This is a genomic window from uncultured Gilvimarinus sp. (assembly GCF_963975215.1).
Classification (GTDB): Bacteria; Pseudomonadota; Gammaproteobacteria; order Pseudomonadales; family Cellvibrionaceae; genus Gilvimarinus.
The window spans coordinates 52,076-78,265 of the sequence record NZ_CAXBFW010000004.1; the positions used below are offsets into that span (position 1 = coordinate 52,076).

General features: G+C 53.9%; 19 protein-coding genes. 15 read left to right on the forward strand and 4 right to left on the reverse strand.

Going from position 1 to position 26,190, the window contains the following annotated elements:
• Positions 1-38 precede the first annotated feature (38 nt).
• Both AAC019_RS04450 and AAC019_RS04455 read right to left on the reverse strand, forming a co-directional pair.
• The gene (locus AAC019_RS04450; protein ID WP_339897371.1) at positions 39-2,480 is read right to left on the reverse strand and encodes a family 20 glycosylhydrolase; all 2,442 of its coding nucleotides are present in this window, start codon (positions 2,478-2,480) and stop codon (positions 39-41) included.
• Positions 2,471-3,718, reverse strand: a complete 1,248-nt coding sequence (locus AAC019_RS04455; protein ID WP_339897372.1) for an amino acid deaminase — start codon at positions 3,716-3,718, stop codon at positions 2,471-2,473. Before AAC019_RS04455 ends, AAC019_RS04450 begins: the two co-directional genes overlap by 10 nt.
• 298 nt (positions 3,719-4,016) lie before the next feature.
• Here AAC019_RS04455 and AAC019_RS04460 point away from each other — a divergent pair, with 298 nt between their 5' ends.
• The 12 genes from AAC019_RS04460 to AAC019_RS04515 all read left to right on the forward strand — a co-directional run bounded on the left by AAC019_RS04460 (position 4,017) and on the right by AAC019_RS04515 (position 16,528).
• Complete coding sequence (locus AAC019_RS04460; RefSeq protein WP_339897373.1) at positions 4,017-4,883, forward strand: MurR/RpiR family transcriptional regulator; 867 nt, start codon at positions 4,017-4,019, stop codon at positions 4,881-4,883.
• Positions 4,884-4,945: 62 nt separating this feature from the next.
• On the forward strand, positions 4,946-6,427 hold the full coding sequence (locus AAC019_RS04465) for a D-aminoacylase (RefSeq protein ID WP_339897374.1): 1,482 nt from the start codon (positions 4,946-4,948) through the stop codon (positions 6,425-6,427).
• Positions 6,417-6,806 carry a RidA family protein gene (locus tag AAC019_RS04470; RefSeq protein ID WP_041521737.1) on the forward strand — a complete coding sequence of 130 codons (390 nt, stop codon included), beginning with the start codon at positions 6,417-6,419 and terminating at the stop codon, positions 6,804-6,806. The genes AAC019_RS04465 and AAC019_RS04470 overlap by 11 nt, the downstream gene beginning before the upstream one ends.
• 80 nt (positions 6,807-6,886) lie before the next feature.
• Positions 6,887-8,332 (forward strand): sodium:solute symporter family protein, encoded by a 1,446-nt coding sequence (locus AAC019_RS04475; protein WP_339897375.1) that lies wholly within the window; start codon positions 6,887-6,889, stop codon positions 8,330-8,332.
• A gap of 63 nt (positions 8,333-8,395) precedes the next feature.
• Positions 8,396-8,821 (forward strand): DUF488 family protein, encoded by a 426-nt coding sequence (locus tag AAC019_RS04480; protein WP_339897376.1) that lies wholly within the window; start codon positions 8,396-8,398, stop codon positions 8,819-8,821.
• Between the two features lie 325 nt (positions 8,822-9,146).
• Positions 9,147-10,226 carry a Fic family protein gene (locus AAC019_RS04485; RefSeq protein ID WP_339897377.1) on the forward strand — a complete coding sequence of 360 codons (1,080 nt, stop codon included), beginning with the start codon at positions 9,147-9,149 and terminating at the stop codon, positions 10,224-10,226.
• Between the two features lie 92 nt (positions 10,227-10,318).
• Positions 10,319-10,744: an FKBP-type peptidyl-prolyl cis-trans isomerase gene (locus tag AAC019_RS04490; RefSeq protein WP_339897378.1), complete on the forward strand. Its 426-nt coding sequence runs from the start codon at positions 10,319-10,321 to the stop codon at positions 10,742-10,744.
• Between the two features lie 314 nt (positions 10,745-11,058).
• A complete protein-coding gene (locus AAC019_RS04495; protein WP_339897379.1) occupies positions 11,059-12,105 on the forward strand; it encodes a 2-oxoglutarate and iron-dependent oxygenase domain-containing protein in 1,047 nt (348 codons plus the stop codon).
• A 4-nt stretch (positions 12,106-12,109) separates the two neighbouring features.
• Entirely contained in the window at positions 12,110-13,072 is a 963-nt protein-coding gene (locus AAC019_RS04500; protein ID WP_339897380.1) for a hypothetical protein, read from the forward strand.
• 23 nt (positions 13,073-13,095) lie between these two features.
• A complete protein-coding gene (locus AAC019_RS04505) occupies positions 13,096-14,169 on the forward strand; it encodes a putative urea ABC transporter substrate-binding protein (protein WP_339897381.1) in 1,074 nt (357 codons plus the stop codon).
• 138 nt (positions 14,170-14,307) lie between these two features.
• On the forward strand, positions 14,308-14,535 hold the full coding sequence (locus tag AAC019_RS04510) for a helix-turn-helix transcriptional regulator (protein WP_339897382.1): 228 nt from the start codon (positions 14,308-14,310) through the stop codon (positions 14,533-14,535).
• Positions 14,528-16,528: a DUF2075 domain-containing protein gene (locus AAC019_RS04515; protein WP_339897383.1), complete on the forward strand. Its 2,001-nt coding sequence runs from the start codon at positions 14,528-14,530 to the stop codon at positions 16,526-16,528. The genes AAC019_RS04510 and AAC019_RS04515 overlap by 8 nt, the downstream gene beginning before the upstream one ends.
• Before the next feature lie 265 nt (positions 16,529-16,793).
• Here AAC019_RS04515 and AAC019_RS04520 read toward each other — a convergent pair whose 3' ends face one another.
• The gene (locus AAC019_RS04520) at positions 16,794-19,568 is read right to left on the reverse strand and encodes a di-heme oxidoredictase family protein (protein ID WP_339897384.1); all 2,775 of its coding nucleotides are present in this window, start codon (positions 19,566-19,568) and stop codon (positions 16,794-16,796) included.
• Between AAC019_RS04520 and AAC019_RS04525 the strand changes: the two genes are divergently transcribed.
• A complete protein-coding gene (locus AAC019_RS04525; protein ID WP_339897385.1) occupies positions 19,525-19,956 on the forward strand; it encodes a hypothetical protein in 432 nt (143 codons plus the stop codon). The genes AAC019_RS04520 and AAC019_RS04525 overlap by 44 nt on opposite strands.
• Before the next feature lie 732 nt (positions 19,957-20,688).
• On the opposite strand, the gene AAC019_RS04530 is transcribed toward AAC019_RS04525, so the two are convergent.
• Positions 20,689-23,862, reverse strand: a complete 3,174-nt coding sequence (locus AAC019_RS04530) for a DEAD/DEAH box helicase (protein WP_339897386.1) — start codon at positions 23,860-23,862, stop codon at positions 20,689-20,691.
• A gap of 573 nt (positions 23,863-24,435) precedes the next feature.
• Between AAC019_RS04530 and AAC019_RS04535 the strand changes: the two genes are divergently transcribed.
• On the forward strand, positions 24,436-24,741 hold the full coding sequence (locus AAC019_RS04535) for a transcriptional regulator (protein ID WP_339897387.1): 306 nt from the start codon (positions 24,436-24,438) through the stop codon (positions 24,739-24,741).
• The gene (locus tag AAC019_RS04540; protein ID WP_339897388.1) at positions 24,738-25,988 is read left to right on the forward strand and encodes a type II toxin-antitoxin system HipA family toxin; all 1,251 of its coding nucleotides are present in this window, start codon (positions 24,738-24,740) and stop codon (positions 25,986-25,988) included. The genes AAC019_RS04535 and AAC019_RS04540 overlap by 4 nt, the downstream gene beginning before the upstream one ends.
• The last annotated feature ends 202 nt before the right edge of the window (positions 25,989-26,190 follow it).

Here is a 26,190-nt window from a genome sequence, read left to right on the forward strand (position 1 = left end):
GTGCTCTGGAGCACCAAAAGCCAGTTATGGAACAGACTTTAAACTTTTCCGTTGCCCGCTTTTATAACCGCAAGCAACCTATTAACAACACGCGCCGGAGCGACGATCATTTCATCTTGTATTTGCATGGCCCGCTGTAAATCAGCCCGGGCCCGCTGGTACTCGGTGTCGGACAAAGGTTTCCCCTGGGCCTCAGCCGCCAGAATTTTTTGTCCCCACTCACTCACCTGTTGCAACGATTGCGTAACCGCCAGCAAGTTAGCCGGGTCGTTCTTTTGCAGTTTATTTACCAGCGCCTGAGCGTCTTGTTGCCAGCCGTTTAATTGTGCCTGCGCCGCTACCAGCGCAGCGGTATTGTCCCGGTCGCTCAACCAGCGCTCAACATCACCCGCAAACTTTTGCGTCGCGCGACTCTCGGCCGGCAACACATCCACCGGATTGTTTAACGAATCCCGACGCGAGTAAGTGCCGTGTGCCGACTTTTCGTGGTGGCGATGATAATACTGCGCGGGCTCGAGAGCGCGAGTGACGCCCAACGCCAACGGGTGTTGATCGTCGGGTAACAGCGCCGCCAAGCCGTCACGCCATTGCGCCTCATGCTTTAAGCCCACAACCTCCGCCGACCACGGCGATACTTTATCTAAACGCTGATACATAAAATCTGCATCGCGCAAATCCTGGCTCGACCACAAGCGCTCGGCCACCACAAAAGCGCGTGGCCACAGGCGCACATCAATATTGTGCTCGTCCACCATCTCGGCCCACAGCGCCGCTTCTCCGCCGAGCAATAAGTCGCGGTTTTCCGGGGTGATAATATCTTTGGCAATCGCGGTAGGCAGCTCACTCGCCTCGCGTTCACTGCTGGCGATTAACTCGCCGGTTAGGGTGTAGGGCGCATTGGCCGCTAACACCGAGCCCGTTAGCGCATCGCCGTTAATGGTTAAGTTTGCTTGCAACGGCCCCATCCAACTATCCAGCGCAAAACTCAGTCGCCCGTCTTGCCACTGTAAATCTCGCACACTGGTGCGAGACTTACCGTTAAAGTCGACAAACCCACGCAGTGAGTCGCCGCTGCCAATCACACTCACAGTGCCGGCCACAGCGCTGCCGCGTTTGCGCGGCATGGTAAAGTGCCAGCTGCGCCAGAGCTCTCCAGGGTGCGCTTCGGTATCGATATCAAGCGGCTGCGGCTCAAGCTGTACGCGGTAGTGGTACGCCGAGCTTTGTGGCTGATCGAGGTAAAATCCTGTGGATAACAGCGCAGGGAAACCCGCATTGATGGCGCGCCCGAGAGCATCGGGCCCCTGCCAGCTTTGCACCACGGTGCCCTTGGGTAAATCGTTGTGCAGCACTTCATCCCAGCCGATCATGGCGCGATCAAGCTGCGTTAAAATGCTCGCTAGCCGGCCATTAAAATAGGCGTGTAAGGCGTGCTCATCAGCCAGGCTTTGCTCGGCCATAAATGCCTGAATTTGCGCGTTGTTTTGCCAGTGCTCCGGGTCGACTTCGTCGCCACCTATGTGCACATAGCCAAACGGGAACAGCTCGGTGACCTCTTGCAAAATCGCTTTGGCAAAGGTGTAAACACCTTCATTAGCCGGGTTAAGCAGCGGCTTGTGCACCCCCCAGCGATCTTCCGGCTGGTAGGGGCCGGGAGCGGACATTAACTCTGGGTAGGCAACCGCAATGGCGCTGGCATGACCGGGCATATCAACCTCGGGCAACACGTAAATGCCACGGGCCTCGGCGTAGGCAATAACCTCTTTAATTTGTGCCCGGGTATAAAACTTGCCGTTGGAGGCAAGCTCGGTCAGCTTGGGGTAGGCGCGCGATTCAAAGCGCCAGCCCTGATCATCGGTTAGGTGCCAATGCAACACATTTAATTTGGCCGCCGCCATACCATCGATCTGGCGCTTGATCGTCTCAACCGCCAAAAAGTGCCGCACCGAGTCGAGCAGTAACCCGCGCCAGGCAAAACGCGGGGTATCGTCAATGGCCACATAGGGCAACTGCACCGGGCCGGACACCCCCGCCAGCTGCGCCAGAGTCGCAAGCGCGCGCAACACCCCGAGATCGGTACGTGCCGCCAGGGTGATACCCGCCTCACTTATGGTCAGCTGGTAGGCTTCATCATCGCTGACAAGCTCTACCTTCGGGGCTGTTAAACGCGCATGATTATCGGCGCCTAATGGTTGTACCTTAATCGTCATCGGCGCTGCATTTTGCGCAACATCCGAGCGCTGTTGTAGGCCGGCATTTAAACGTTGCAGCGCCGCCCGTGCCCGGCTCGTTACCCGGTCCGCCGGTGCAAATTGCAGCGGTGCGTTGATGTGTAAGCTACCCTCGGCACGCTCCAGCGTTTGTGGGTAGGGCATCAAGGCCAACACGTCCGGCTTGCCAGCGGCCTGCACCGCTGACGCGGCACCGAGTAAAACCACAACGGCCGCATAAAGGGCTCGCTGCCACGCGGCTAAAAACATGTGTCAACCTGCTCCAGTACGTTGTATTGATCGTCAATCACGTTCAGCTTGCGCCATTTGTCGAACGTTAAACACGGGTGCGAGGTCGACAGCGCAATAATGTCACCCACCTGCAAATCGGCTTTAGGGTCAAAACGCATGGCACTGTGCTGATCCATAATATGGTAAACCTCCCACTCGGGGTCGGCGGTAACCGGCGCCGGCTGCCCCGGTCGGTAGTGCAAACTCGGCTGGGGCAGGCCGGCGTCAAACGCGGCGTCGCGTTTGCCCACGGTTAAAATGGCCTGGCCGGGCTCGGGAATCGATTGCACATAGGCCCAAATTTCCAGCGCTGACTGCAAGTCGCCACTCACCGCGCAACTATCACCCAGCCGCTCGCGTACTTTTTGCTGGGCCTCCATGTAAATGCCCTGATCGTGAATCAGATAACAACCGGGCCGAATAACGGGCACAAACAGGTTCGAGTCTGCCTCGGCAAATACCTCACAGACAATGTCGTACCAGGCCGAGCCGGCGCCGGTTAAAATAGCTTTATCACTGGCAAACTGGCCGCGCTGCATAAGCTGCTCGGCTATGTTGCGCACCTTGAGTAAATGCTCGCGAATTTTCTCGGGTGCCCCGGCGCCGCCAATAACACCTTCATAGGTTTCGATACCCATCAGTGCCAGATTTGGCTCGCGCGCAATAGCGGCGCTTAAGGTGTCTACCTGCTCTTGGGTGCGACAACCGCAGCGGCCACCGTTAACCCCGATTTCGATTAATACCTTTAGGGTTACACCGCGCTCGGCAAAAAAACGCCCCAGCTGAGCCACATTAGCGACCGAGTCAACCAGGCAGTAAAACTCGAATGAGGGGTTGGCCAGCATTGAGGCCACCAGCGCCATATTGCCGCGGCCCACCAGTTGATTGGCCATTAACACGCGGCCAATACCCGCGCGATACGCGGCGCTCGCCTGATGCGCCGTAGCCACGGTAAGCCCCCAGGCCCCGGCGTCACGCTGGCGCCGGAAAAACGCCGGCGTCATGGTGGTTTTGCCGTGCGGCGCCAGCTGCACCCCGCGCGATGCGGCAAATTGCCGCATCCACTGGATATTGTTGTCCAATCGCGACTGGTAGATAATCGCGGCCGGTAAACTAATCGCCTCACTCAACAGGTTTACCGCCGAACCATTGTTGAGGCTGACGGATTCGCCTTTATCGAGATCAAAGGCGGGTTGCACAGCAGGGTTGTCACTCATGAAAGGCCTATTTATTCCACTTAGCTACAAATTTATAAGGGCAGCAGGCTTGACGTATCCAGCCCGGCTAACGCCACCTTACTACTTTAGTCGCTCCGGCAGAGGCTAACCCAGCGTTTGCAGCTTTGATTCTGGTCCTAATGATAATAAATAACTTTATTTTTAGTCAATCTTTGATACTTACAATCACTGCAGTTATACTTGCTTTGGCGTATTCTCATATCTGGCACTGGCGCGCTTACATTTGCGTCCGGGCATGCCCCAAGGCACAAACAAAAGATATGGAAGGATACCCAACGTGACCCATGAACCCGATATTGTCTCGCGCATTAGCACTATGTTTGGCCAGCTGCGTGGCGCCGAGCAAAAAATAGCCCGAGTGGTACTGGACGATATGACCTTTGCCGCGCACGCCAATATCAGCGAGTTGGCGCAGCGCGCCGGTGTAAGTGAAGCGACCATCACCCGCTTTGCCCGCGCGGTTGATTGCACCAATGTGCGCGATTTAAAACTGCGCCTGGCGCAATCGCTTGCGGTAGGACAACGCTTTTATACCGATGCCAAGGTCGAGCCCAGCGCTACCCACGGCGTATACGAAGCGGTAAAAAACTCGCTGGAGCACAACGCCACGCTCATGACAGAGGCCGTTATACGCGGCGCCATTGAGCTGATATCGCCGGCCAGACAAGTGCTGGTTTTTGGTGTAGGGGGCGGCTCTACCGTCATGGCACAGGAGTTTCAGTACCGCCTGTTTCGCTTAGGCTTTAGCGCGGCCGCTTACTCCGACCCCATGCTGATGCGCATGGCGGCCGCCTCGGTAGACAGTAACGATGTGGTGATTTGCCTGTCGGTGGGCGGTTACAGCCCCGATGTACAAGACGCGATGGAAATCGCGCAGGAATACGGCGCACGCGCGCTGGGCATTACCACCAAAAATTCACCGCTGGGTCGCGGCGTCGACCAGCTGGTTCCCATCGAGACGATGGAGACCGACTTTATTTTTAAACCCAGTGCTTCGCGCTACGTGATGCTGGCGGCCATCGATGTTTTGGCAACCGAGCTCGCCACCCGCCACAAACGCAAAAGCCGGGAAACGCTCAGGCGTATTAAACACACTCTGGACAACCACAAGCAGGGCCAGGATCGCTTACCGCTAGGAGACTGACCCGCCCCGGCGCCCCGAGTGTATCAATCAGAAGTAACCCATGGACGGAATGTGAGTTTACTATGACACTTGATACCATTATTCGCGGCGCCCACATTGTTGACGGCAGCGGCGGCCCTATTTACACCGCCGACGTCGGCGTCCTTAATGGCCGCATTCACGACATCGCCATCAACCTTAAAAGCGAGGCCCGCGAGGTTATCGACGCGGCCGGGCTGCATCTGGCACCGGGCTTTATCGATGTGCACACCCACGATGACATCAACGTTATCGACGCCCCGACCATGCCCACCAAAATCAGTCAGGGGGTTACCACGGTTATCGTCGGCAACTGCGGCATCAGTGCCAGCCCGGTGCGCTTAAGCGCGGCCCCGCCCGACCCGCTCAACTTACTTGGCCAGCAAGCCGACTTTTGTTACCCAAGCTTTAGCGACTACGCCAACGCCGTCACGCGGGCCCGGCCCGGCATCAACGTGGGTGCGCTGGTGGGCCACACCGCCATTCGCAACAACCACATGCGCGAGCTTAACCGCAGCGCCACCGCGCAAGAGTTAACCGCCATGTGCGCCGATTTGCGCCAGGCCATGGCCGACGGCGCGCTGGGCATGAGCTCGGGGCTCGCCTACGCCAGCGCCAAACAATCGGATATCGCCGAGGTGAAAGCCATGGTGGCCGAGCTGGGCCGCGCCGGCGGCATTTACACCACCCATTTGCGCACCGAGTTTGACGGTATTCTCGAGGCGATGGACGAAGCCTTTATCACATCCGAGCACGGCAAAGTGCCGCTGGTAATCTCGCACTTAAAATGCGCCGGCAAAGGCAACTGGGGCCGCAGCGAGCAACTGCTTAATACGCTCGAGTACGCCGCCAAAAAGCAAACCGTCGCCTGTGATTGCTACCCCTACGCTGCCAGCTCCAGCACCCTCGATTTAGCCCAGGTAACCAGCGATACGCGCATTTTTATTACCTGGTCGGAGCCTGAGCCGGAACAGGCCGGACGCGACTTGCACGAAATTGCCGAGCACTGGCAGTGCGATTTACTAAGCGCGGCCAAACGCCTGCAACCGGCCGGCGCCGTCTACTACTGCATGGACGAGCAAGACGTGCGCAACATCTTACGTTACAAGCGCACCATGATCGGCTCGGACGGTTTACCCAAAGACCCTCACCCGCACCCGCGTTTGTGGGGCACCTTCCCCCGGGTACTGGGCCACTACAGCCGCGACACAGGTTTGCTGCCGTTAAACGAGGCGGTGCACAAAATGAGTGGCTTAAGCGCAAAACAATTTCAGCTTAAAGGGCGCGGTGAAATTAAGCCGGGCAACTGGGCCGACTTAGTGTTGTTTGATTATCAAAACGTGCGCGATTTGGCCACCTTTGAAAACCCCAAGCAAGCCGCCAGTGGTATCGAGCGGGTGTGGGTCAACGGAGTACTGAGTTATCAGCCCGGGCAAACCGTACCCGGCCGCGCCGGACAATTTTTATTCCGTCAGCCACAGGTTGCTGACACTTTTATAGCAGAGGAGAAACTTTGTGAGCATTAAACGTTATGGCGCTGAGGGCAGCACCGGTACCGGCGGGCAACACTTGCCCTTTTCTCACGCCGCTGGCGCCGATGGCTGGCTGTATGTCTCGGGGCAAACCCCGATGCTGGACGGAGAAGTGGTCGAGGGCAGCGTGGTCGAGCAGTCACAACTGGCCATCGACAACTGCCTAAAGATTATGCGCAACGCCGGGTACGATCGCGAGCACGTGGTGCACCTGACGGTGATCTTAACCGACGCCCGTTACTTTCAATCGTTTAACAAAGTCTTTAAAGAAAACTTTGGCGACCATCCGCCCGCGCGTATTTGCTCGGTGTGCGACCTAGTCGTCGACTGCAAAGTCGAAGTGGGCGTTATCTGTTACAAAAAACCAGAGTAATGTCAGCGGCGTCCGGTAGCGGGCGCCGTATTCTTCTAAGCTTTGATCATTCTAATAATCCGTAACGCTGCGCACTCACTATGAATACCACAACATTTCTTTCCGCTTTAGCCGTTTATATACTCGCCCTTATCGCCCTGAGTGTTTTTGTCTCACGGCGCAACAAAAGTGGCGAGGACTTTTTACTGGCCGGGCGCGGCCTGCCTATATTTCTGACTATTGGCACCACGGTTGCCACGATGGTGGGCACGGGCTCGTCCATGGGCGCCGTGGGTTTTGGCTACGCCAACGGATGGGGCGGAACCCTTTACGGCATTGGCGGCGCTATTGGTATTTTATTGCTGGGGTGGTGGTTTGCACCGGTACGCGCGCTACGCTTTATGACCATGAGTGAAGAGATTTCTTACTATGTGGGCGCCAACAAATTGGTTAAAAATATCGTTGCCGTGCTTATTTTTATCGCCAGTATCGGCTGGCTGGGGGCGCATATTTTAGGCGGCGGCTTATACCTTGCCTGGATTGCGAATATCGATTTGCAGTGGGCCAAAATTATTATCGCGGCAAGCTTTGCCATTTACGTCATTATCGGCGGCTACAACGCGGTGGTCTGGACCGACACCTTACAGGCCATTATTTTATTCGTCGGTTTTATTTTAATGGCCCTGTTCGCCATTGATCAGGTGGGCGGCTGGGATGCCCTAATGAGCGCGCAACCCGATGCCAACGTCTCATTTTTAGCGCTGGAATCCATTGGCATGGTGCACGGCATTTCGCTTATCGCGGTAATCGCTGTGGGCGTGTTGGCCACACCGTCGTTTCGTCAGCGCATTTACTCGGCGCACAACGTAAGCTCGGTGCGCAAATCGTTTTACACCTCCGGCACTTTGTACTTAGCCTTCTCTTGTGTGCCGGCCATTATCGGTATGGGCGCCTACGCCCTAAACCCCGAGCTGGATAACCGCAACTTTGCCTTCCCTTATTTAGCGGCCGAGGTACTACCACTGGCTATTGGGGTATTGGTGTTGATTGCCGGCTTGTCAGCCACCATGTCCAGCGCCAGCTCCGACGCCATCGCCGGGGTATCCATTTTACTGCGCGATATTTTTAGCCTGGTGACCGGGCGTATGCCCGCGCGCGATAAAGTGGTTAGCTACTCGCGCCTATCGCTGGTGGTGGTTATCTTTATCGCTTTAAGCTTTGCGTTACTGTCCGACGATATTATCGGCTACATCACCACCATGATCGCCACCGTCATGGCCGGCTTGTTCGTTTGCGGCCTACTGGGGCGTTTTTGGCAGCGCTTTAACTGGGCCGGCGCACTGGCGGCGCTGCTGGCCGCCTCTATCACCTCGCTGATCGTCGCCAATTTTTATCGCGACTTTTGGGGCAACCCGGTGATTCCAGCGGTTGTGGTCTCGCTGCTGGCGGGCGTGATCGTCACCTTGCTAACGCCCGCCGATGCCCTTAACCGCGAGCAGGCACTGGCACAACTCGAGCACGAGCGCGAGCAAATGGAATCGGTTTGAGCCGGAACCCCCGCAGACGTTAGACTAGGGCTTTAGCGCACAGTACCTACGCGAGGAGCCCCCATGAAACCCGTCGTCGCCATTAAACGGCTATACGACAGCCCCAGCCAGCAAGACGGCATCCGCATTCTGGTGGATCGCCTCTGGCCCCGGGGCCGCCAGCGTGAAGAGCTGGAGATCGACGACTGGTATCAGGACGCCGCGCCCTCGAGCGGCCTGCGCCAGTGCTGGCACCGCGACGAACTCACCCCCGAGGCCTTTGGTCACGCCTACCGCCACGAGCTACACAGCAACCCTCAGTGCCTTACCCCGCTGCTGCGCCACGCCCGCAACGGCACCCTCACGCTGCTCACCGCCAGCCGCGACCCGGCCAAATCGCACCTGCCGATACTGCGCCAATGCCTGGTGGAAGCCATCGCCGAGGAAGACCAGCAGTGCCAAAGCGAGGCCAGCTCGCCTACCTGTTACCAAGGCACAACAAAGCCATAGCCCCGGCCCTGGCGTTTTATTACTCAGTTGCGCCAAAGTGTCCTCGGACCCAGAACAAAGGACAGGCTCCTGACGCAAATACGTCACTTAAAGCCAGGGCTTGCGGCTATTACCCGACATTGATGCCATTGAGCCTGAGCTGACCGACACCCCAGCCAGTCACACAGTAATATTTTGTAGAGAGAACCAAAAAGCTAACTCTATCGTGCTTAATAAACATAAAAAACCAAGAAAAATATACATCTCGACACAACATGTATAGAATTTACAAAAATATATACACATTGTACCGCCATTGCTCACTCTAACGCCAAAGGTCTCATCGATGGAGTTTCATCCCCCTTTACTCCCCTTGCCCAATATCACTGAGCTGGAGACCCGGGCGGTACTAAAAAAAACCGCCGAAGCGCACCGCTTTCTGGCAGAGCTAAAAGGCGTAGCGGCCACCATTCCCAACGAAGCTATCTTGATCAATACACTGAGTTTGCAAGAGGCAAAAGACAGCTCTGAGATCGAGAACATCATCACCACTCACGATGAGCTCTACAAGGCGAGCCTGTTTGAAGAAAACCTGCTCAACCCGGCAGCTAAAGAGGTGCAAGACTACGCGGTCGCCCTCAGGCAAGGGTTTCAGGTGGTGCGCCATCAAAAATTGATTCGGCTGTCAGATATTCAGACCATTCAGCAGACCCTGGAAAAAAACAAAGCGGGGTTTCGTCGCCTTCCGGGCACCGAACTTAAAAGCTCCAAAACCGGCGAGGTCATCTACACCCCGCCGCAGCACGCCGAAGACATCGACCGGTTAATGAATAATCTGGTGGAGTATATCAACGACGACGGACTCTGCGATGCCGACCCGCTGGTTAAAATGGCGATTATTCACCACCAATTTGAAAGTATTCATCCCTTTTACGATGGCAACGGTCGTACCGGCCGTATTCTGAACATGCTTTATCTGGTGGCAAAAGACTTGCTTAACCTGCCTGTGCTGTACTTAAGCCGGTTTCTTATCCACCACAAGGCCGACTATTACCACCACCTTCAGGCAGCTCGAGAAACCGGCCACTGGGAGCCCTGGCTACTGTATATGCTCGAGGGTGTTTCCGGTACAGCGCAAAATACCATCGAGCTGATTACCGAAATCAAAAAGCTGATGAAAGCGTACAAGCACCGCCTACGTGAGGAGCTGCCCAAAATTTACCGGCAGGAGTTGTTAAACAATATGTTTAGCCACCCCTACACCAAGATCGAGTTTGTGGTGGAGGAGCTATCCGTTTCCCGAATCACCGCGACCAAATACCTTGAGCAACTCGTCGAGAACCATTTTTTAGAAAAACAAAAAATTGGCCGAGCTAACTACTACATCAACACGCCTCTGTGCCGCCTGCTAACCGAGCACAGCTGATTTAAACGACGTGCAGGCGACGACAGGTTCGTGCCACTATTAATACAACCTGTAAACATCAATCTTAAAACCACTTAATGAACCAATAAGTTATGAGCAAAAAGAAACTTAATAAAGGCTCCTCCGGCCAAAACCGCGCCGCCAGCGAGAGCTACATAGATAAGTACCGCCAAAAAGAGGGCGTGCAAGAAACCGCCACCGGCTTGCTTTACCGCGTACTGGAAGACGGCAATGGCATGACCCCCACCGAAGCCGACACAGTCGAGGTCAACCAGCGCATACAGTTAGTGGGCGGCAAAATCATCGGCGACACCTACAAAGAAGGCATCCCCGACGAATTCACCATGAAAGAGGCCATCCCCGGCATCCGCGAAGGCCTGCAACTGATGCAAGAGGGCGCCCGCTACGAGTTTGTCGTGCCACCCGAACTGGCGTGGGGTAAAAAAGGTGTGGGCAATAAAATCGGGCCCAATGCGGTACTTATTTTTGACTTGCGGTTGCTACACGTAAAATTTTAATGCGCGCCAACCAAGTCAAGTCTACCGATTACGTACGCCGCACCGCTGCGCCATTTTGGCTCTTGTGCGGCCACGCTGCCCGCAACCTTGCCTAAGCTTGGTGCACAATCCCACCTCCGGCTTTAGCGCCGCCGTTACGCACTGTGCAAAAAACCTCGTAAAAACATACCACTAGAATCCCCGAACTGTTACGCAGGCAGTTGGCGTATTAATTGCTCAAGTAACAGAAACTTCCGGGACGACCCGGAGCGGTTTCACCGTTTTTCTGTCTGGACGACCAGACGACATTTTGAATTATTATTCAGGAGGTTGTCGTGGCATCCAGCAACACACCCAGTGCCCACACAGCGTTTACCGAGTTACCGCAAGTGGATATCAGCGGCTTGCGCTCAAGCGATTTACAAGATCGCTTAGCCGTTGCCGGGCAACTTGGCAAAGCGGCTCGCGAGGTCGGCTTTTTATACATTACCGGCCACGGTATCGAACCCGCCCTAAGCGAAAACTTAAAAGCCCGCACGCGCGATTTTTTTGCCCAACCACTGGCGCAAAAAATGCGCTACTACATTGGTCAATCGGTTAATCACAGCGGTTACGTACCCGAGGGTGAAGAGCAGTTTGGCGACGGCAACATCGACCACAAAGAAACCTACGACGTTAATTTTGACTACCTCCCTAAAGACGGTCGTAGGCCCATGCTGGGGCCCACCCAGTGGCCCGATGACGACGCTTTTAAACGCGATGTAAAAGCCTATTACGAGGCGGCCCTTGAGGTTAGCCAAAACCTGTTTCGGGGTTTTGCCCTAGCCCTTGGCTTGCCCGAAGACACGCTCACCAAATTAGTGACAACCCCACCGAGCCAACTGCGTTTAATCCACTATCCGTTTAACGCAAACGCACCGCAAGATCGGCCCGGTATTGGCGCCCATACCGATTACGAGTGCTTTACCATTTTATTACCTACCGCACCGGGGCTAGAGGTACTTAACGGCGCCGGCGAGTGGATTGACGTACCTCTGGTGGATAACGCCTTTGTGATTAACATCGGCGACATGCTCGAGGTATTAAGCAACGGCGAGTTTGTGGCTACCTCACACCGGGTACGCAAAGTACAGGAGGAGCGTTACTCGTTTCCGCTGTTTTGCGCGTGCGATTACGACACGGTGATATCGCCACTGCTCGACGCCAAAGAGGCCGGCAACCAAAATCGTTACACCGCCATCAATTGTGGCGAGCATTTATACGCGCAAACCATTCAAACCTTTCAGTACTTAAAAACCAAACTCGAACAGGGCGAGATACAAATGCCCGAGGGCTCAAAGGGTCTGTCCAGTTTTGGCTACCACAGCGGAGCACAAGGATAACCCCATGCACTTACTTGAGCTTATTAACAAACATGCAACACAAGCCCAAAGCGGCGTACCCGACTGGATGCTGGGTTACTACAAACGCAGCTCCATCAGCTTTGCCGATGGCACTACCGATATAGCCACCCACGTGTGCTGGCTGCAAAGCCGCAACTTTACCATCGATTTGCGCCTGCCCATTAACAGCCAACAAGTTAGCGCCAAAGCGCTGGAGCAATACACCGAACAAGAGCTGCGCACACTGGGCAATTACGAAGGCTGGGAAGCCCCCTGCGAATGGGATGGCGCCGCCTTAAGCTGGCTTGCCGACACCTCACTGCAATACCACAACCGCTGGACCGAGCCCGGCATACTGCACCGCATTGGCAACTGCATGATCGAGCTGTGCCCCAGCAACGCCTATGTCGAAGACTGGCGTTTGCAACCCTCCGCCCCCGGCCCGTTGGTGGGCTTGCGCCTGATCGATGACACCTGCCTTGATAGCAACAGCGTCCTGTACCGGGGCGGTGGCTTAATTGTCTGTGGTGATTACGCCGCGCTGGTACTGGGGCGGCCCGACAGCCAGGCTGATGCACAACCAGCCAATCAGTTTCGTGCAGCCTTAGTGGCGGCGCAGGGCGATGCTAACGCCCTCAAACCACTGCTGCAATTTGAAACATCCGTGGCTCACGGCTCGCTGAGTGGCGGTTATAAAATACAACTTACCACCGCCCCCAGTCGCAACGGTGAGCCGCTACTGCCACTCGACGGGTTTGAGTTCGACGACAAGCAACAACAAGTGCTGCACCGTTTTACCGACGATCTTGGTCGCGCGCGCCTGCGGCGCTTTAGCATCGACACCATCGAGGCCCATTGCAGCTACGCGCAAACAACCCCCACAACACAAGACGCAACATCTTGGCTCTCGCAGGAAGCGGAAACCCTAACGCGCTACACCCAACCTCTGTTCAGTCATTCACTTTAACTTTTATCGACAGGTAACCGCTTATGACTCAGAAAAAATCTTTTATCTACACAATTATTACCGCCGTGCTTTTGGTGTTTAGCCTGGCCACACACGCCGCCGAGAAAAAAACCTCGTTTAAAGTTGCCTGGTCTATCTACGCCGGCTGGATGCCCTGGGCCTACGCCAACGACAAAGGCATTGTAAAAAAGTGGGCCGACAAATACGGCATCGAGATCGAAGTGGTACAAATGAACGACTACATCGAGTCCATCAACCAGTTCACCGCCGGCGAGTTTGACGCCTGCGCCATGACCAACATGGATGCGCTAACCATCCCCGCCGCCTACGGCGTGGACACCACCGGCCTGATTTTGGGTGATTACTCCAACGGTAACGATGGCCTTGTCATTAAAGAGGGCGACAGCGTCGAAGACATTAAAGGTCATAACGTCAACCTGGTTGAGTTGTCGGTATCGCACTACTTTTTAGCCCGCGCGCTGGATATCCACGGTATGTCTGAGCGTGACGTCACCGTGGTAAACACCTCCGACGCCGACGCGGTATCGACCTTTATGACCGACGACGTCACCGTGGCCGCCGTGTGGAACCCACAGCTGGGTATTATTTTGGATGAGGCCCCCAAAGCCACCGAGGTGTTCACCTCGAAAGAAATCCCCGGCGAAATCATCGACATGATGGCCGCCAACACTGAAGTGCTAGAAGCCAACCCAGAGTTTGGTAAAGCCCTGGTAGGTGCCTGGTTTGAAACTCTGGCCCTGATGCAAGGCGACAGCGCCGAAGCCAAAGCCGCCCGCACCTACATGGCCGAACAAGCCGGCACCGACTTAGCGGGCTACGAGGCGCAGCTAGACGACACCATGCTGTTCTACACGCCCGAATCCGCTTACGAGTTTGCCAGCAATAAAGACCTAATCGGCTTTATGGACAAAGTTCGCCAGTTCTCATTCGATAAGGGCCTACTGGGCGAAGGCAGCCCCAGCCCCGATGTCATCGGCATGGAATTCGGCGACGCCTCCGTACTCGGCGACAAAAGCAATATCAAGCTACGCTTTGATACCACTTACGTGAAAATGGCCGCCGACGGCGAGCTGTAAGCCCTTAAGCCGCCGGGTTCTCCGGCGGCTTAGCTTCTATCGGACTTTCCAGCTTTAACCCTAACCGAGAAAATGTGACTTATAGTCCGTAGACTTATTGTCTACACAAAAAGATGATCTGATCATAAGGAGACACCTATGTCAGATCATCTACTCGTTGCTATTGGCGGCAAGATAAAAGAAAGGCGCCTGAATAAAAACCTCTCTCAAGAGGCATTAGCATCACGCGCAGAGCTCGATAGAACCTACATTAGTGGCGTTGAGCGCGGCAAACGTAACGTCAGCTTACTGAACCTGTTTAAGATCGCTCAAGCCCTAGAAGTAAAAGCCGCAGAGCTGATTGACATTGGGGTGACCAATGATTAATCCAGCCATGTACGCTAGTGACTTGCAGTTATTTCTCCACGAAAGTACTGACTCTATCTTAGGAAAGTTAAGCACGGCTCACACTCAAACCCTGCAAAATATTGCCACCCGGGCCTGGGCAGAAGAGATTGAGATTCTAAAAGAAACACTAACAACCTTAGAGATCAAAAACGCTTACCTTCTTCTTGAAATGTACATTCCAAGAATAGGTCGACGCGCCGACGTTGTCTTAATTGTCAGCGGGGTGATTTTTGTCATTGAGTTTAAAGTTGGTGCTAAAAAGTTTCTTGCGGAAGATCTACGACAGTGTCACGGCTATGCTCTCGACCTAAAAAACTTTCACAGAGGTAGCCACGATAAAGTCATTATCCCTTTACTTATGGCTACAAATGCGGAAGAGCAAAAAGTTAACTTCGTGCTGAATTCAGATGACGTCGCCCAAGCAATGTGTGTTACTCCTTCACAACTGTTAAATACAATTAACAGGTTTATAGAGAACGTCGACGCTGCTAATTTCAACGTGCCGGAATGGCTCACATCGGGTTACCTACCTACCCCGACGATTATTGAAGCCGCTCGGGCACTCTATAGCTCGCACAGCGTCGCGAATATAACTCGTAGTGAGGCAGATAAAACTTGCATTGTTACGACAAGCAATAAAATCAACGACATTATCCGACACAGTAAAAGCAATAAGAGAAAATCTATTTGCTTTGTAACGGGCGTACCCGGCGCAGGAAAAACGTTAGTGGGCCTCAATGTAGCAAGCCAGCACTCCAATCCTGAAGACTCGCTCTACTCCGTATTTCTTAGCGGTAACGGCCCCTTAGTGTCTGTTCTGCAAGAGGCATTGGCGAAAGATCAGAAAAATCGTACAAATATCACAATTCGAGATGCACGCCGAAACACTGAGCAGATGATTCAGAACATTCACCGCTTTCGTGATTCACACCTGGATGGAAGCAAGCCACCTGAACAAATAGCCGTTTTTGACGAGGCGCAAAGAGCATGGAATAAAGAACAAACAAGCTCATTCATGCGAAAAAAACGAAATAAACCAAATTTTTCAATGTCAGAACCGGAGCTTTTAATTGACTTTATGGACCGCCATAAAGAGTGGTCCGTAATTGTGGCACTGATTGGCGGTGGACAAGAGATCAATACCGGAGAAACCGGTCTAATAGGATGGATTGATGCGCTAAGAGATAAGTTCAATCACTGGGATGTTTACTATTCCAGCAGCCTTTTTAAGGGGAGTTACGTAACAGATGGAGTAAATGACTCATCATTCACAAAGTCTCAATCGATCGAAAGTTTACATTTATCTACCTCAATGCGCTCTTTTAGATCTGAACGCTTAGCAAATGCCATACACCACCTAGTCGACGGAGAAGCAATAGCAACTTATTCTGAAATACGTCAATTGAAAAAACAGTACCCCATTTATGTTACCCGCGACCTGAATAAAGCCAAATACTGGATCAAACAGCAACAAAGAGGCAACGAGTCAGCCGGCATACTGGCAACTTCTGGTGCGCAAAGATTAAAACCCGAGGGAATACATGTAAAAAATGAAATAGACCCTCGAAACTGGTTTCTAAACCCATTTGAAGATGTGCGATCTTCTAACTTTCTTGAGGACGTAGCTACCGAATTTCAAGTTCAAGGACTAGAGCTTGACTGGTGTTTAGTCGCATGGGATGCGGACTATCGATTTATAAACGGCGCTTTTGAGCACTGGCAGTTCAAGGGCACAAAATGGCAAAAACGCAATAACTCCGATAGCCAACGCTACTTAAAAAATGCCTATAGAGTTCTACTTACAAGAGCGAGGCAAGGTATGGTCATTTATGTTCCCGAGGGTAATGCACAAGATGAAACTCGATGCCCTTCATACTATGACGGTATTTACGATTACCTGTTGTCGTGCGGTATTGAATCGCTATGCTTAAAAGAGAACAGTGAAGGATACGTGGAAAAGACTATTCTATGACCTTAGAATAAAGCCGCTGGACTCCTGCTTGCTCAGAATGACATGACCAAAAAACACTTATCGATCCAATTTGCTTCACTTGCCCGATCAAAACTTTTAACACGACCGCCGCTTGGGTGGCTTTTGCGGCAACGACTTTATAAGGGGCTACCAGCCCGGCATTTAAAGCCACGTTTTCGGATTTAATAATCACAAAAAAGCGCGCCCAACCCTAAGGTTTAGGCGCGCTTTGGATGCTACCCGGCAATACCGTTAGCCTGCCCGCTTACAGTGAGCGCAAGAAGGCTAATACATCCTCTTGTTGTGCTGGCGATAACGCCTCGTAGCCTTGACGCGAGGCTTCGCCCTCACCGCCGTGCCACAAGATGGCCTCTTCGATGGTGCGTGCGCGGCCATCGTGCAGGTAGCTGTGCACCGGGGTACACACTTGTTGGCCCTGCGGGGCGTTGGTTGTGCCGCCGGTAACGCAGGCGGCCAAGCCTAAGCCCCACAGCGGTGTGGTGCGCCACTCGCTGCCGCTTGCCTCACCTTCGCCAAGGTTATCGGCAAGGCCCGGGCCCATATCGTGCAGTAGTAAGTCGGTATACGGCTTAATCGCCTGGCTGCGCAACTCGCCCAGCGGGTGAAACTGGCTGGTTTGATACGAGGGCGTGTGACAATCGGCGCAGCCAATCGAGTCAAACAGGTTTTCACCGTTTATCACCGCCGGGTCGTTGTAATCGCGCTGCGCACGCACGCCTAATAGCGAGATGTATTTCACCACATTGTCGACGTGTGAGTCGGCCAGCTCAGCGCCCGAGGGGCCGCAGTTTTCTTGCTCGCTGCCACAGTCGGGGTGCGGGAACAGTGAAGTCATTACGCCCATATCGGTATTAAAGGCACCGGCGACTTGATCTTTGACGCTGACTTTAGCGGCCTTCCAACCAAAGCGCCCTAAACGCGTCTCGCCGGTCGCCGGATCGGCCACGCGATTCACACGGCCAGAGATGCCATCGCTATTGTCGTCGTCAGGGTCGGCCTGAGCCACAATATCTGACTCAGAAATTGCCTCCAGCAAACCCATACCCACCAGCTGCGGCGCAATACGCGCCGAGAAAGTCTCGGGCGTTACGCCGCTAAACTCAAAGTTAGGCGAGCGCAAACCGTTTTGCTCGGTCCAGGATGAAATCGCTACCTGACCTTCACTACCGGCGCCGCCGTTAGCCTCCGGTTGCAACACCTGCCCTAGCTGCGGGTGTGGGTTGCCGTTGGCATCGCCCACTTTAAACACCCACTTGTCCAGATGCTCGCCCACCGGGTTAGGTGCAGCGCGGCCGTTGCGCACGTGACACCCGGCGCAGCTTGTGTTGACAAACAGTGGGCCGGCACCACCTATTGCCGGGCCAAAGGCCGGGTTCTCGAACGGCCGTTCATCGTGTGTACCATCGACAAACGAGCTGTGCAGTACGCGCCGGCCGAGCATAAAGGGCTGCGCGTTATCGTAGCCGGTGTTGGTGGCCATTTGTAAAAATAAATTGTCTGGCTCGTTTGAGGCCATAGCGTGCACGGTGGTGTGGCCACCTAGCCAGGCTTTTTCGGGGATTTTAACCGAGTCTTTAATGCCACCGGCGGGCGTGGTGCCGCCCACCTCCCAAGGCACGAGCCCCTCACCCACAATATACAGGTAGGTGGTGCCATAGTAGGCCGCGCGGCCGTTGGGTACGCCGGGGGCGAGAAATTGGCTAAGCTCAAACTCTAGCTTGTCGCCTATCTGAATGGCGCGGCCCTCGCGGCAATTGTGGCTGCGCTCTTTGTGGTAATTGAGGTCGTCTTCGACCACCATGGTGCCGTTATCGCAATACTCGGCCACGGTATTCCTGCCAATATAGAACCAGCGGTTTTCGGCCTCGGTATCGTTAAGGCGAAACTCGGTTTTGACATTCATGCGCACCGTACTGCCACCTTTAGCCACGTAATCGACAATTTCGATGGCGGCGGTGCGATCTTCCCAGTAAAAACTTAGGTAGTGCTCATAGGCCTGAAAGTGATCTTCTTTGGCGTGCCGGTCGCGGCCGCGATCGGAAATACGGGTGACTAACGCATCGCCGCGATCAAACTGGATCACAGGCTCAAGCGTGGTGCCACTGTCGTACAACGGCTTAATACTGCCCAGCGGCACAGAGCTGCTTGAGCTTGAGGCAACACTCGAACTGCTGCTGGACGAGGCGCTTGAACTGATACTGGACTCAGAGCTTGCGCTGGATTCTGAGCTAGCGTCCGAGCTTGTGCTGGAGGCCGAGCCCGAACCGGCTTTATAAGTCACCTGCGCCCAAACGTTATCTGACGGGCCGGGATAAAAAATCTGGCCGCTTGCGGGTGTAAACGTATAAAAACGCGCTTCAATGGTATCGCCGTCGGTATAAATACCCGTGCGAGAATTGCGATAGGTGTAAGTGCCGTCGCCGTTGTCGGTTTCGGCGCCGCCCTGGCTTTGCAGGTTAATTACCACATGATCCTGCGCGCCATTGCGCCGCGCAAACAGGTGCACCTCTTGTTTTTGCTCGGGCAAGCGAATACTAAACTCGACCCCGCCACCGGCCGTAGCGTCGATAACAACCTCGCCCGGCCCGGCCGCAGCCGACGAGCTGCTCTCGGCGCTACTGGAGCTTGAGCTCGTGCTCGAGCTAGACACAACGCTGGAGCTGGCCGATGAGGCGCTGGAGCTGGAGCCGACTTCCGGGTCTTCACCGTAGGTCACTTTGTGCCAATCGGCATCGCTGGGGCCTGGGTAGTGAATTTGCCCGCTCTCGGGTTTATAGGTATAGAAGCGAATTTCCAGCATGTCGCCCGGCGCGTAGGCATCGGCGCGCGACACCTGATAGGTATAAGTGCCATCGCCGTTGTCGGTCACGCCGGCCGGTAACTCCTGAACATCGTTAACCACGTAATCCTGCAGGCCATTGAGACGGGCAAACACATGCACCTGGGCTTTTTGCTCGGGCAAGGTAACGCTGAAAGTGGCGCCGCCATCGGCTAGGGTATCGATAAATACCTCACCCACCGCCCGAGCTTCGCCAGGTTCCGAACTGCTGCTAGATGAAACACTGCTGGCATCCGAACTGGCACTGGAATCGCTGCTACTGCTGGCCTCGGAACTGGCGCTAGACTCGGCGCTGCTGCTGGCCTCTGAGCTGGCACTGGACTCGGCGCTACTGCTGGCCTCGGAACTGGCGCTAGACTCGGCGCTACTGCTGGACTCTGAGCTGGCACTAGACTCGGTACTACTGCTGGCCTCTGAGCTGACGCTGGCGCGTGAGCTGGCACTGGACACAACGCTCACACTCGATACCGAGCTGGCGGTGGACGCCGCGCTGCTGGACGAAGACGAATCCACAGGCGCCCCGGAGCTGCTGCTGGAGGAGGCAACACTGCTGACGACAGAGCTATGACTTGAGGCCGGCTCGCTACTGCTGAGCGCACTGCTACTAGAGGAAGAAACCGAGACAGGTTCCGAGCTATTGCCGGAGGAGGCATCCGAGCTGGCAGGAGAGGAGCTACTGTCTGAATCGTTCGATGAGCCGCCGCAAGCGGTGATGCTCAGGCAGACAAACATTGCTAACCCCACGCGCTGGGTTATGGACATTATCGACATATTATTATTTCCATCTGGGTGAAGGACTTTATTTATATTTATTAGCAAAGAGGCCTAACGCCACAGCCCACAATCAAATAGCGATCGGAATCTTATTATTGCTATTACGATAATCTATCGCGCCCTCATACAGCCGTCGTCCCATAATCTAGGCCGCCAACAAAGTGGGCGCCCGCGCGGCAAACAGAGCCGTGACACTAAAGCCGTCCGAGAGAGTGACGCTTGATGCAAAGCCCAACGGGTGAGACGGTAGTGGCGTTTTAAACCGGCGCTATTCGATACCGGGAACAACCCGGCAAGTGTTTAAGGTCGGGGCGAAAGGAGTGCGCCTGCGTTATTGAAGTAGGATTTTAGCGAGTGACACTTGAGGCAGTTGATAAAAAGTGACGGCTAACGCGAACGCAATAATGCCCCGCCGCCGCGCTACACCACACTGTGAGACAGCATTGTCCAGAAGCCAAACCTTCCATTTATCGCCGCCTTAGAGCCGTATCGGGGCACAATGAAGGGGTAACCGTATAGTTCGCGCTCAGGCCAGCAAGCTCAGCAGGCTGTCTTTATCCCCCGGCAGCCCGGTGGCGCGGGTCTCGTCAAATAGGCTATCGGCCAGCGATTGTTTTTCTCGCTGCAGCTGCTGAATTCGCTCTTCAACGGTATCCGCCGCCACCAGCTTATACACAAACACCGGCTTTTTTTGCCCGATGCGGTGGGCGCGGTCGGTGGCTTGGTTTTCTACCGCCGGGTTCCACCAAGGGTCCATGTGTATAACGACATCGGCGGCAGTTAAGTTTAGGCCGCTACCACCGGCTTTTAGGCTGATAAGAAATACTCGGGTTTTACCGCCCTGAAAGCTGTCGATGGCCTCTTGGCGTTTGCGGGTTTGGCCGGTGAGTTTGCTGTAGGGAATTTTTTGCGCTTTTAAATCGGCCTCAATCAGTGAGAGCAGCTGGGTAAACTGGGAGAACACCAGGATGTTACGGCCCTCTTCTAAAAGCTGTGGCAGGTGCTCGTTTAACCAGTCGAGCTTGGCGTGCTCTTTTATACCAGAAGCTTTGTCTAGCTTAACCAGGCGCGGGTCGATACTGGCCTGGCGAAGCTTAAGCAAGGCATCCAGAAACTGGATGTGGCTGCGCGCTATGCCCTGCCGGGCTACCAGTTCGCGGATGCGTTTTTGCATGCTAACGCGGATGCTCTCGTACAGGGCGCGCTGCTGCCCTTGCAGCTCAACGTACTGGAGCATTTCTGTTTTAGCTGGCAGCTCTTTAACCACTTGGCTTTTGGTGCGGCGCAACATAAAAGGGGCAACCCGACGTGCCAACCGTTGTTGTTTGTCGGTATCCCCGTGCTGCTCAATTGGGGTGCGAAACTGCTGCTGAAAACTTTTGCGCCCAGCCAGTAGACCGGGTAGAACAAAATCCACCAGCGACCATAACTCACCTAAATGATTTTCCAGCGGAGTGCCGGTTAAGCACAGCCGGGTTTCGGCGTTGAGCGTGCGCACTTGTTGCGCGGTTTGGGTGGTAGGATTTTTAATGGCTTGGGCCTCGTCCAAAACAACCACACTAAAGCGGCGTTTTACGTAGTGCTTTTTGTCGCGGGGCAACAGCGGGTAGGTGGTAATAACCACATCACTTTTGGCGATGGCCTTGAAAGCCTCGGCGCGATTCGGGCCGTGGATCAGGGTGGTTTTCAGCCCTGGGGTAAAGCGCGCGGCCTCGTGTAACCAGTTGCCGGTGAGGCTGGTGGGGGCCACGATCATCGCGGGATGTTTTAACTGCCCTTGATCTTTTAAATGTTGCAGCAGCGCAAGTGTCTGTAATGTTTTACCCAGGCCCATATCGTCGGCCAGTATGCCGCCTAAATGATACTGGTGGATAAACACCAACCAATTCAGCCCCTCTTGCTGATAGGGCCGCAGCTCGGCATTAAGATGCTTAGACGGCTTAACCGGGGCAATACCGCTAAAGTCTTGCAGCTGTTTTAGCAGCGCACGGGTCAAGGGTGCCTTGCGCTCATCCAGCTCCGGCAGCTCTTGCAGTTGGGCGGCCTGAAAAGCCGCCAGTTTAATAGGCTTGTTGAGTTGTTTGCGGTTGTAAAGGTCGGTGACTAAATCGCGAATAGTGTGCAGCGGGCGGGTATCAATGCGCACCCACTCATCGCCGAGCGCCAGTATTAACTCGTCAGGTGCCCCCTGTTCTAACCATTGATCAATGACCTCTGTTGTATCCAAACTCCCTTTGTCGGCGATGGGCAGCGCCAGCGCAAACTCAAACCAATGCTGGCCGCTGTCTTTAATCGCAAAATCAAAACGCGCATCGCTGATCGGCAGCGAGAACGAGGCATCGGTATTAATACACCAACCCTGCCGCGCTAACACTGGCAACACCTGGTCGATAAAATGTTGCCAAAGCTGAAGCGCCTCGGCAAGGGATTGAACATCTGGAGTCCAGGCGTTCTGATACGATCCGGCTTTGAGGGCGAGAATGAAACCAAGCTGATGGATCTGCTCTATCCAATTGACTTCCTCGTCAATATTACGACAAACCTGAATAGTGCGCTCGCCCACCTGGTGCAGCTCAACCGGGTTAAAAGGCTCGATATCATAGTGAGGCTCAACTCGCTGATCGGCGTACTCAAAATGTATAAATAGCGCGGGCAGACGCGGATGATCGGCGATGTCTATCAGGGTCAGGCTAAGGCAGGGAGTGGGTTGATCGGCGGTGATCAGCTCGGGCTCAGCAACCGGCAGCGGTAGCCGATCTTGGCTAAACTGCTGACGCAAGGTTACGGCAACGGACTGGATTTGCTCGTCCGGTACCGGCGGCATGGATTGCAAATGAGCCAGTTGCGCGGCGTCAACCGTGGCAATCAACTCACCAATACCGGCGGTTTCCGTATCCAAAAAGCACGGCGGTTCGGTGGGTAAAAGATGCCAGTGTGGATGATCGGCTAAATCGGCGTGTAGCTGATAACCCTTCTGGGTTTGCTCCCAGCGCCAACTCACCGTCTGAGACGGAAGCGGCCGAACGGTTTGACCTTTAAAGAATAAACGCCGGGTGATCAACATGTGTGTCAACGCTAGCCGCCCCGCCTCACCGGATAGCTCCTCGCGATTGTAAACATTGTTGCGAGGTAACAACTGTAAGATGGCAACATCCTCGGGCTGCACATGAGCGGGCGGACTATAGTGAAGCGAAAAGTAATCTGGCGAGTAGTGCCTAATTTGGCTCCACTGTCCGTTCTTTTTTAGATAGCCTTTTTGCAGTAACAGGTCGAGCCGCCCGTTGCGCAACTCCAACTGGTAAATCACGTAAGACTGGCCGCCGTTGAGGCCGACATCACCACTCGGGCGGCTCTGCGGGATTTGCGCCAACCAGCGCTGCAGCGTCAGCTCGGATTTAGCCAGCGCGGGTGAACCGAGCCCTGTGCCAGCAGACTCGTGCAGCCATTGTAGCGCTGTCGCGACACAGTGCTTACAACCCGTTGCTACCGGACAGGTGCAATTACCAAGCAGTGCGCCCTCATCCCAAAATAACGCCACCTCATAGCTCTTCCGCCCGGAGCCGACCACACGGGCCAACAGCTCATTGCCACTCGGTAGCGGGCGTGTTTGCTTGACCCGCCTTTGTTTAAAATACTCGACACCGCGCTGATAGCTACCGGCATCAGCCATGGTCTGGATATCAGAGGTGGTAAATTTCATTGCAGAACGTGTTCGCTGAGCTTGTGCAGTGTTTAGGGTTATTTGGCAGTATCGCGGGCGATGCAAGCCGCCACGCGGCTACCATCCTTTTACGAGCTCTTTGTGATAGACACTAGCCAACGGAAAGGCACACTTATTGAAAATGGATAATAGCATCCAATTATATAGAAATAGGCTGAAAATGGGCATTATACTGGCGCTTATGATTGACAAGAGCCTGCCTGAGCCTCCGACCTAACAGTCGGCCAGTCGGCAGATTGCCACCAATAAAGTAACTTTGTGTAGACCTATGACTAATGGGCTCCCCCAAGGTGTCAAAACTCGGGGACGTACCCGAACCGCTGGTTTGCATTTTTACGCGCAAAAAAGTGTATTGGTGAGCTAGGAGCTAGCACCATCAACTCATCAACCGATTCTGCACTAAATATCACCCGCCAGGATATTAATGCCATTTTCATGGCATTAATCGGAATATAGTCCCATTTTTTTCTTTTGCAGTTGTTTATCTAGCCAAGTTGGACTATATTCCTATTAATGATTAAATATTGGGAACATAATCCCTTTGGTTGATGTATGGCTAAGCGTGACTTACACAATGTGCTGTTTCCTAAGCAACGAAAAATCCTCACACATTTTGGTGAGGACTTATTGTTAGCCTTGAAGCGTCGTGGCTATACGAAAAAGCTGCTTTGTGAACGGACGGGATTTGACCATAAAACCGTGAACAAGGTCTTTGCAGGTGACCCTGGCGTTGCCATCGGCACTTACTTGAAGATCATGGCGGTGTTGGGAATGGAGAGTAACTTTGCAGAAATGGCCGCTCACGACGAAGTGGGCATCAAACTGCAAAACATCAAATTGCTAGAAGGTTCGAAATGAGCCGTGAAGTCGTTGAAGTGTATGCCGACTGGCATCCGATTGGAGAACCATTGTTACTAGGGCATCTCGCTTACAGTGACTCAAGCCGAGGTGGCGTGTTTAGCTTTACGTACGATAAAGCATTTCTAACCTCACCTTATCGCTTGCAAATTGACCCTATGCTGACGTTGCACGCTGGTGAACTTTACAATGACAACGCCGATAAGAATTTCCGTGCCTTTCTGGATTCATCCCCCGATCGCTGGGGGCGAATTTTGATGCAACGCCGCGCTGCTATTGAAGCCCGTAAGGGCTTTCGGGCGAGCAGTAGATTAAACGAATTGGATTACTTGCTTGGCGTACATGACTCTTACCGAATGGGAGGAATCCGATTTAAGCGAACTGGCTATTCTAATTTTTTGGACAATAATTCAGAGTTTGCTGCACCACCCATGGCGTCGCTGCGAGAGCTAGAGCACGCCGCCATACAAATTGAAAAAGACGATAACATTAACAGTGACGAGTATTATCGCTGGTTGAAAATGCTGATATCACCGGGCTCATCATTGGGTGGTGCAAGGCCTAAGGCTTGCGTGACCGATGAGCATAACCATTTATGGATAGCTAAGTTCCCCAATTTAAACGACACCCATGATGTGGGCGCCTGGGAGATGGTCTGCCATGAGCTGGCTTTAGTAGCTGGCGTTGAGATGTTTCCAAGTGAGATCAGGCAACTCTCATCGCAACACCATACCTTTTTAACAAAACGTTTTGACCGTCAGGGTGAGCAGCGATTGCATTTTTCATCGGCCATGACGCAGCTTCAATACTATGATGGCGAGCAATCGCAGGGGGCCAGCTACCTAGAAATTGCTGAGTTTCTTTCCACCCAAGGGGCACAAACAGAAGCTGATTTAGCGCAGTTATGGCGCCGAATTGTCTTTAATATTGCGGTGTCCAATACCGATGATCACCTGCGTAACCATGGTTTTTTATTGGTTAAGAATGGCTGGAAGTTATCACCGGCTTACGACCTAAACCCGACAGTTGGCAAACATGGCCTTCACCTAAATATTACGGATGCAGACAACGCTTTAGACTACCAGTTGGCCTTTGACGTAAAAGACTTCTTTCGACTTTCTCAAGACGAAGCAACTCAAATTTACGACGAGGTGTTAAGTGCGGTTAAGCGGTGGCGAACAATTGCCAAGCGCTTAGGAATCAGCCGAGCCGAACAAGCAATGAAGGAGCCGGCGTTTAATACTTAGTGACTCCTACGGCTCTATATTCCCATCATACAGAATAAAGTTAAATTATAACTCCTTCTTACTATCCACTTAATCCAGTTCAACTTGCTTACCGAGCCTCTAGGTCACCCTTGGGCATGTAGGCAAGGGCTTAATTCATCGCGCTTAGCCGCCATTTAACTATACCCGCAATAGGTTTTCTCACGTGTGGCACTTTTTAAGT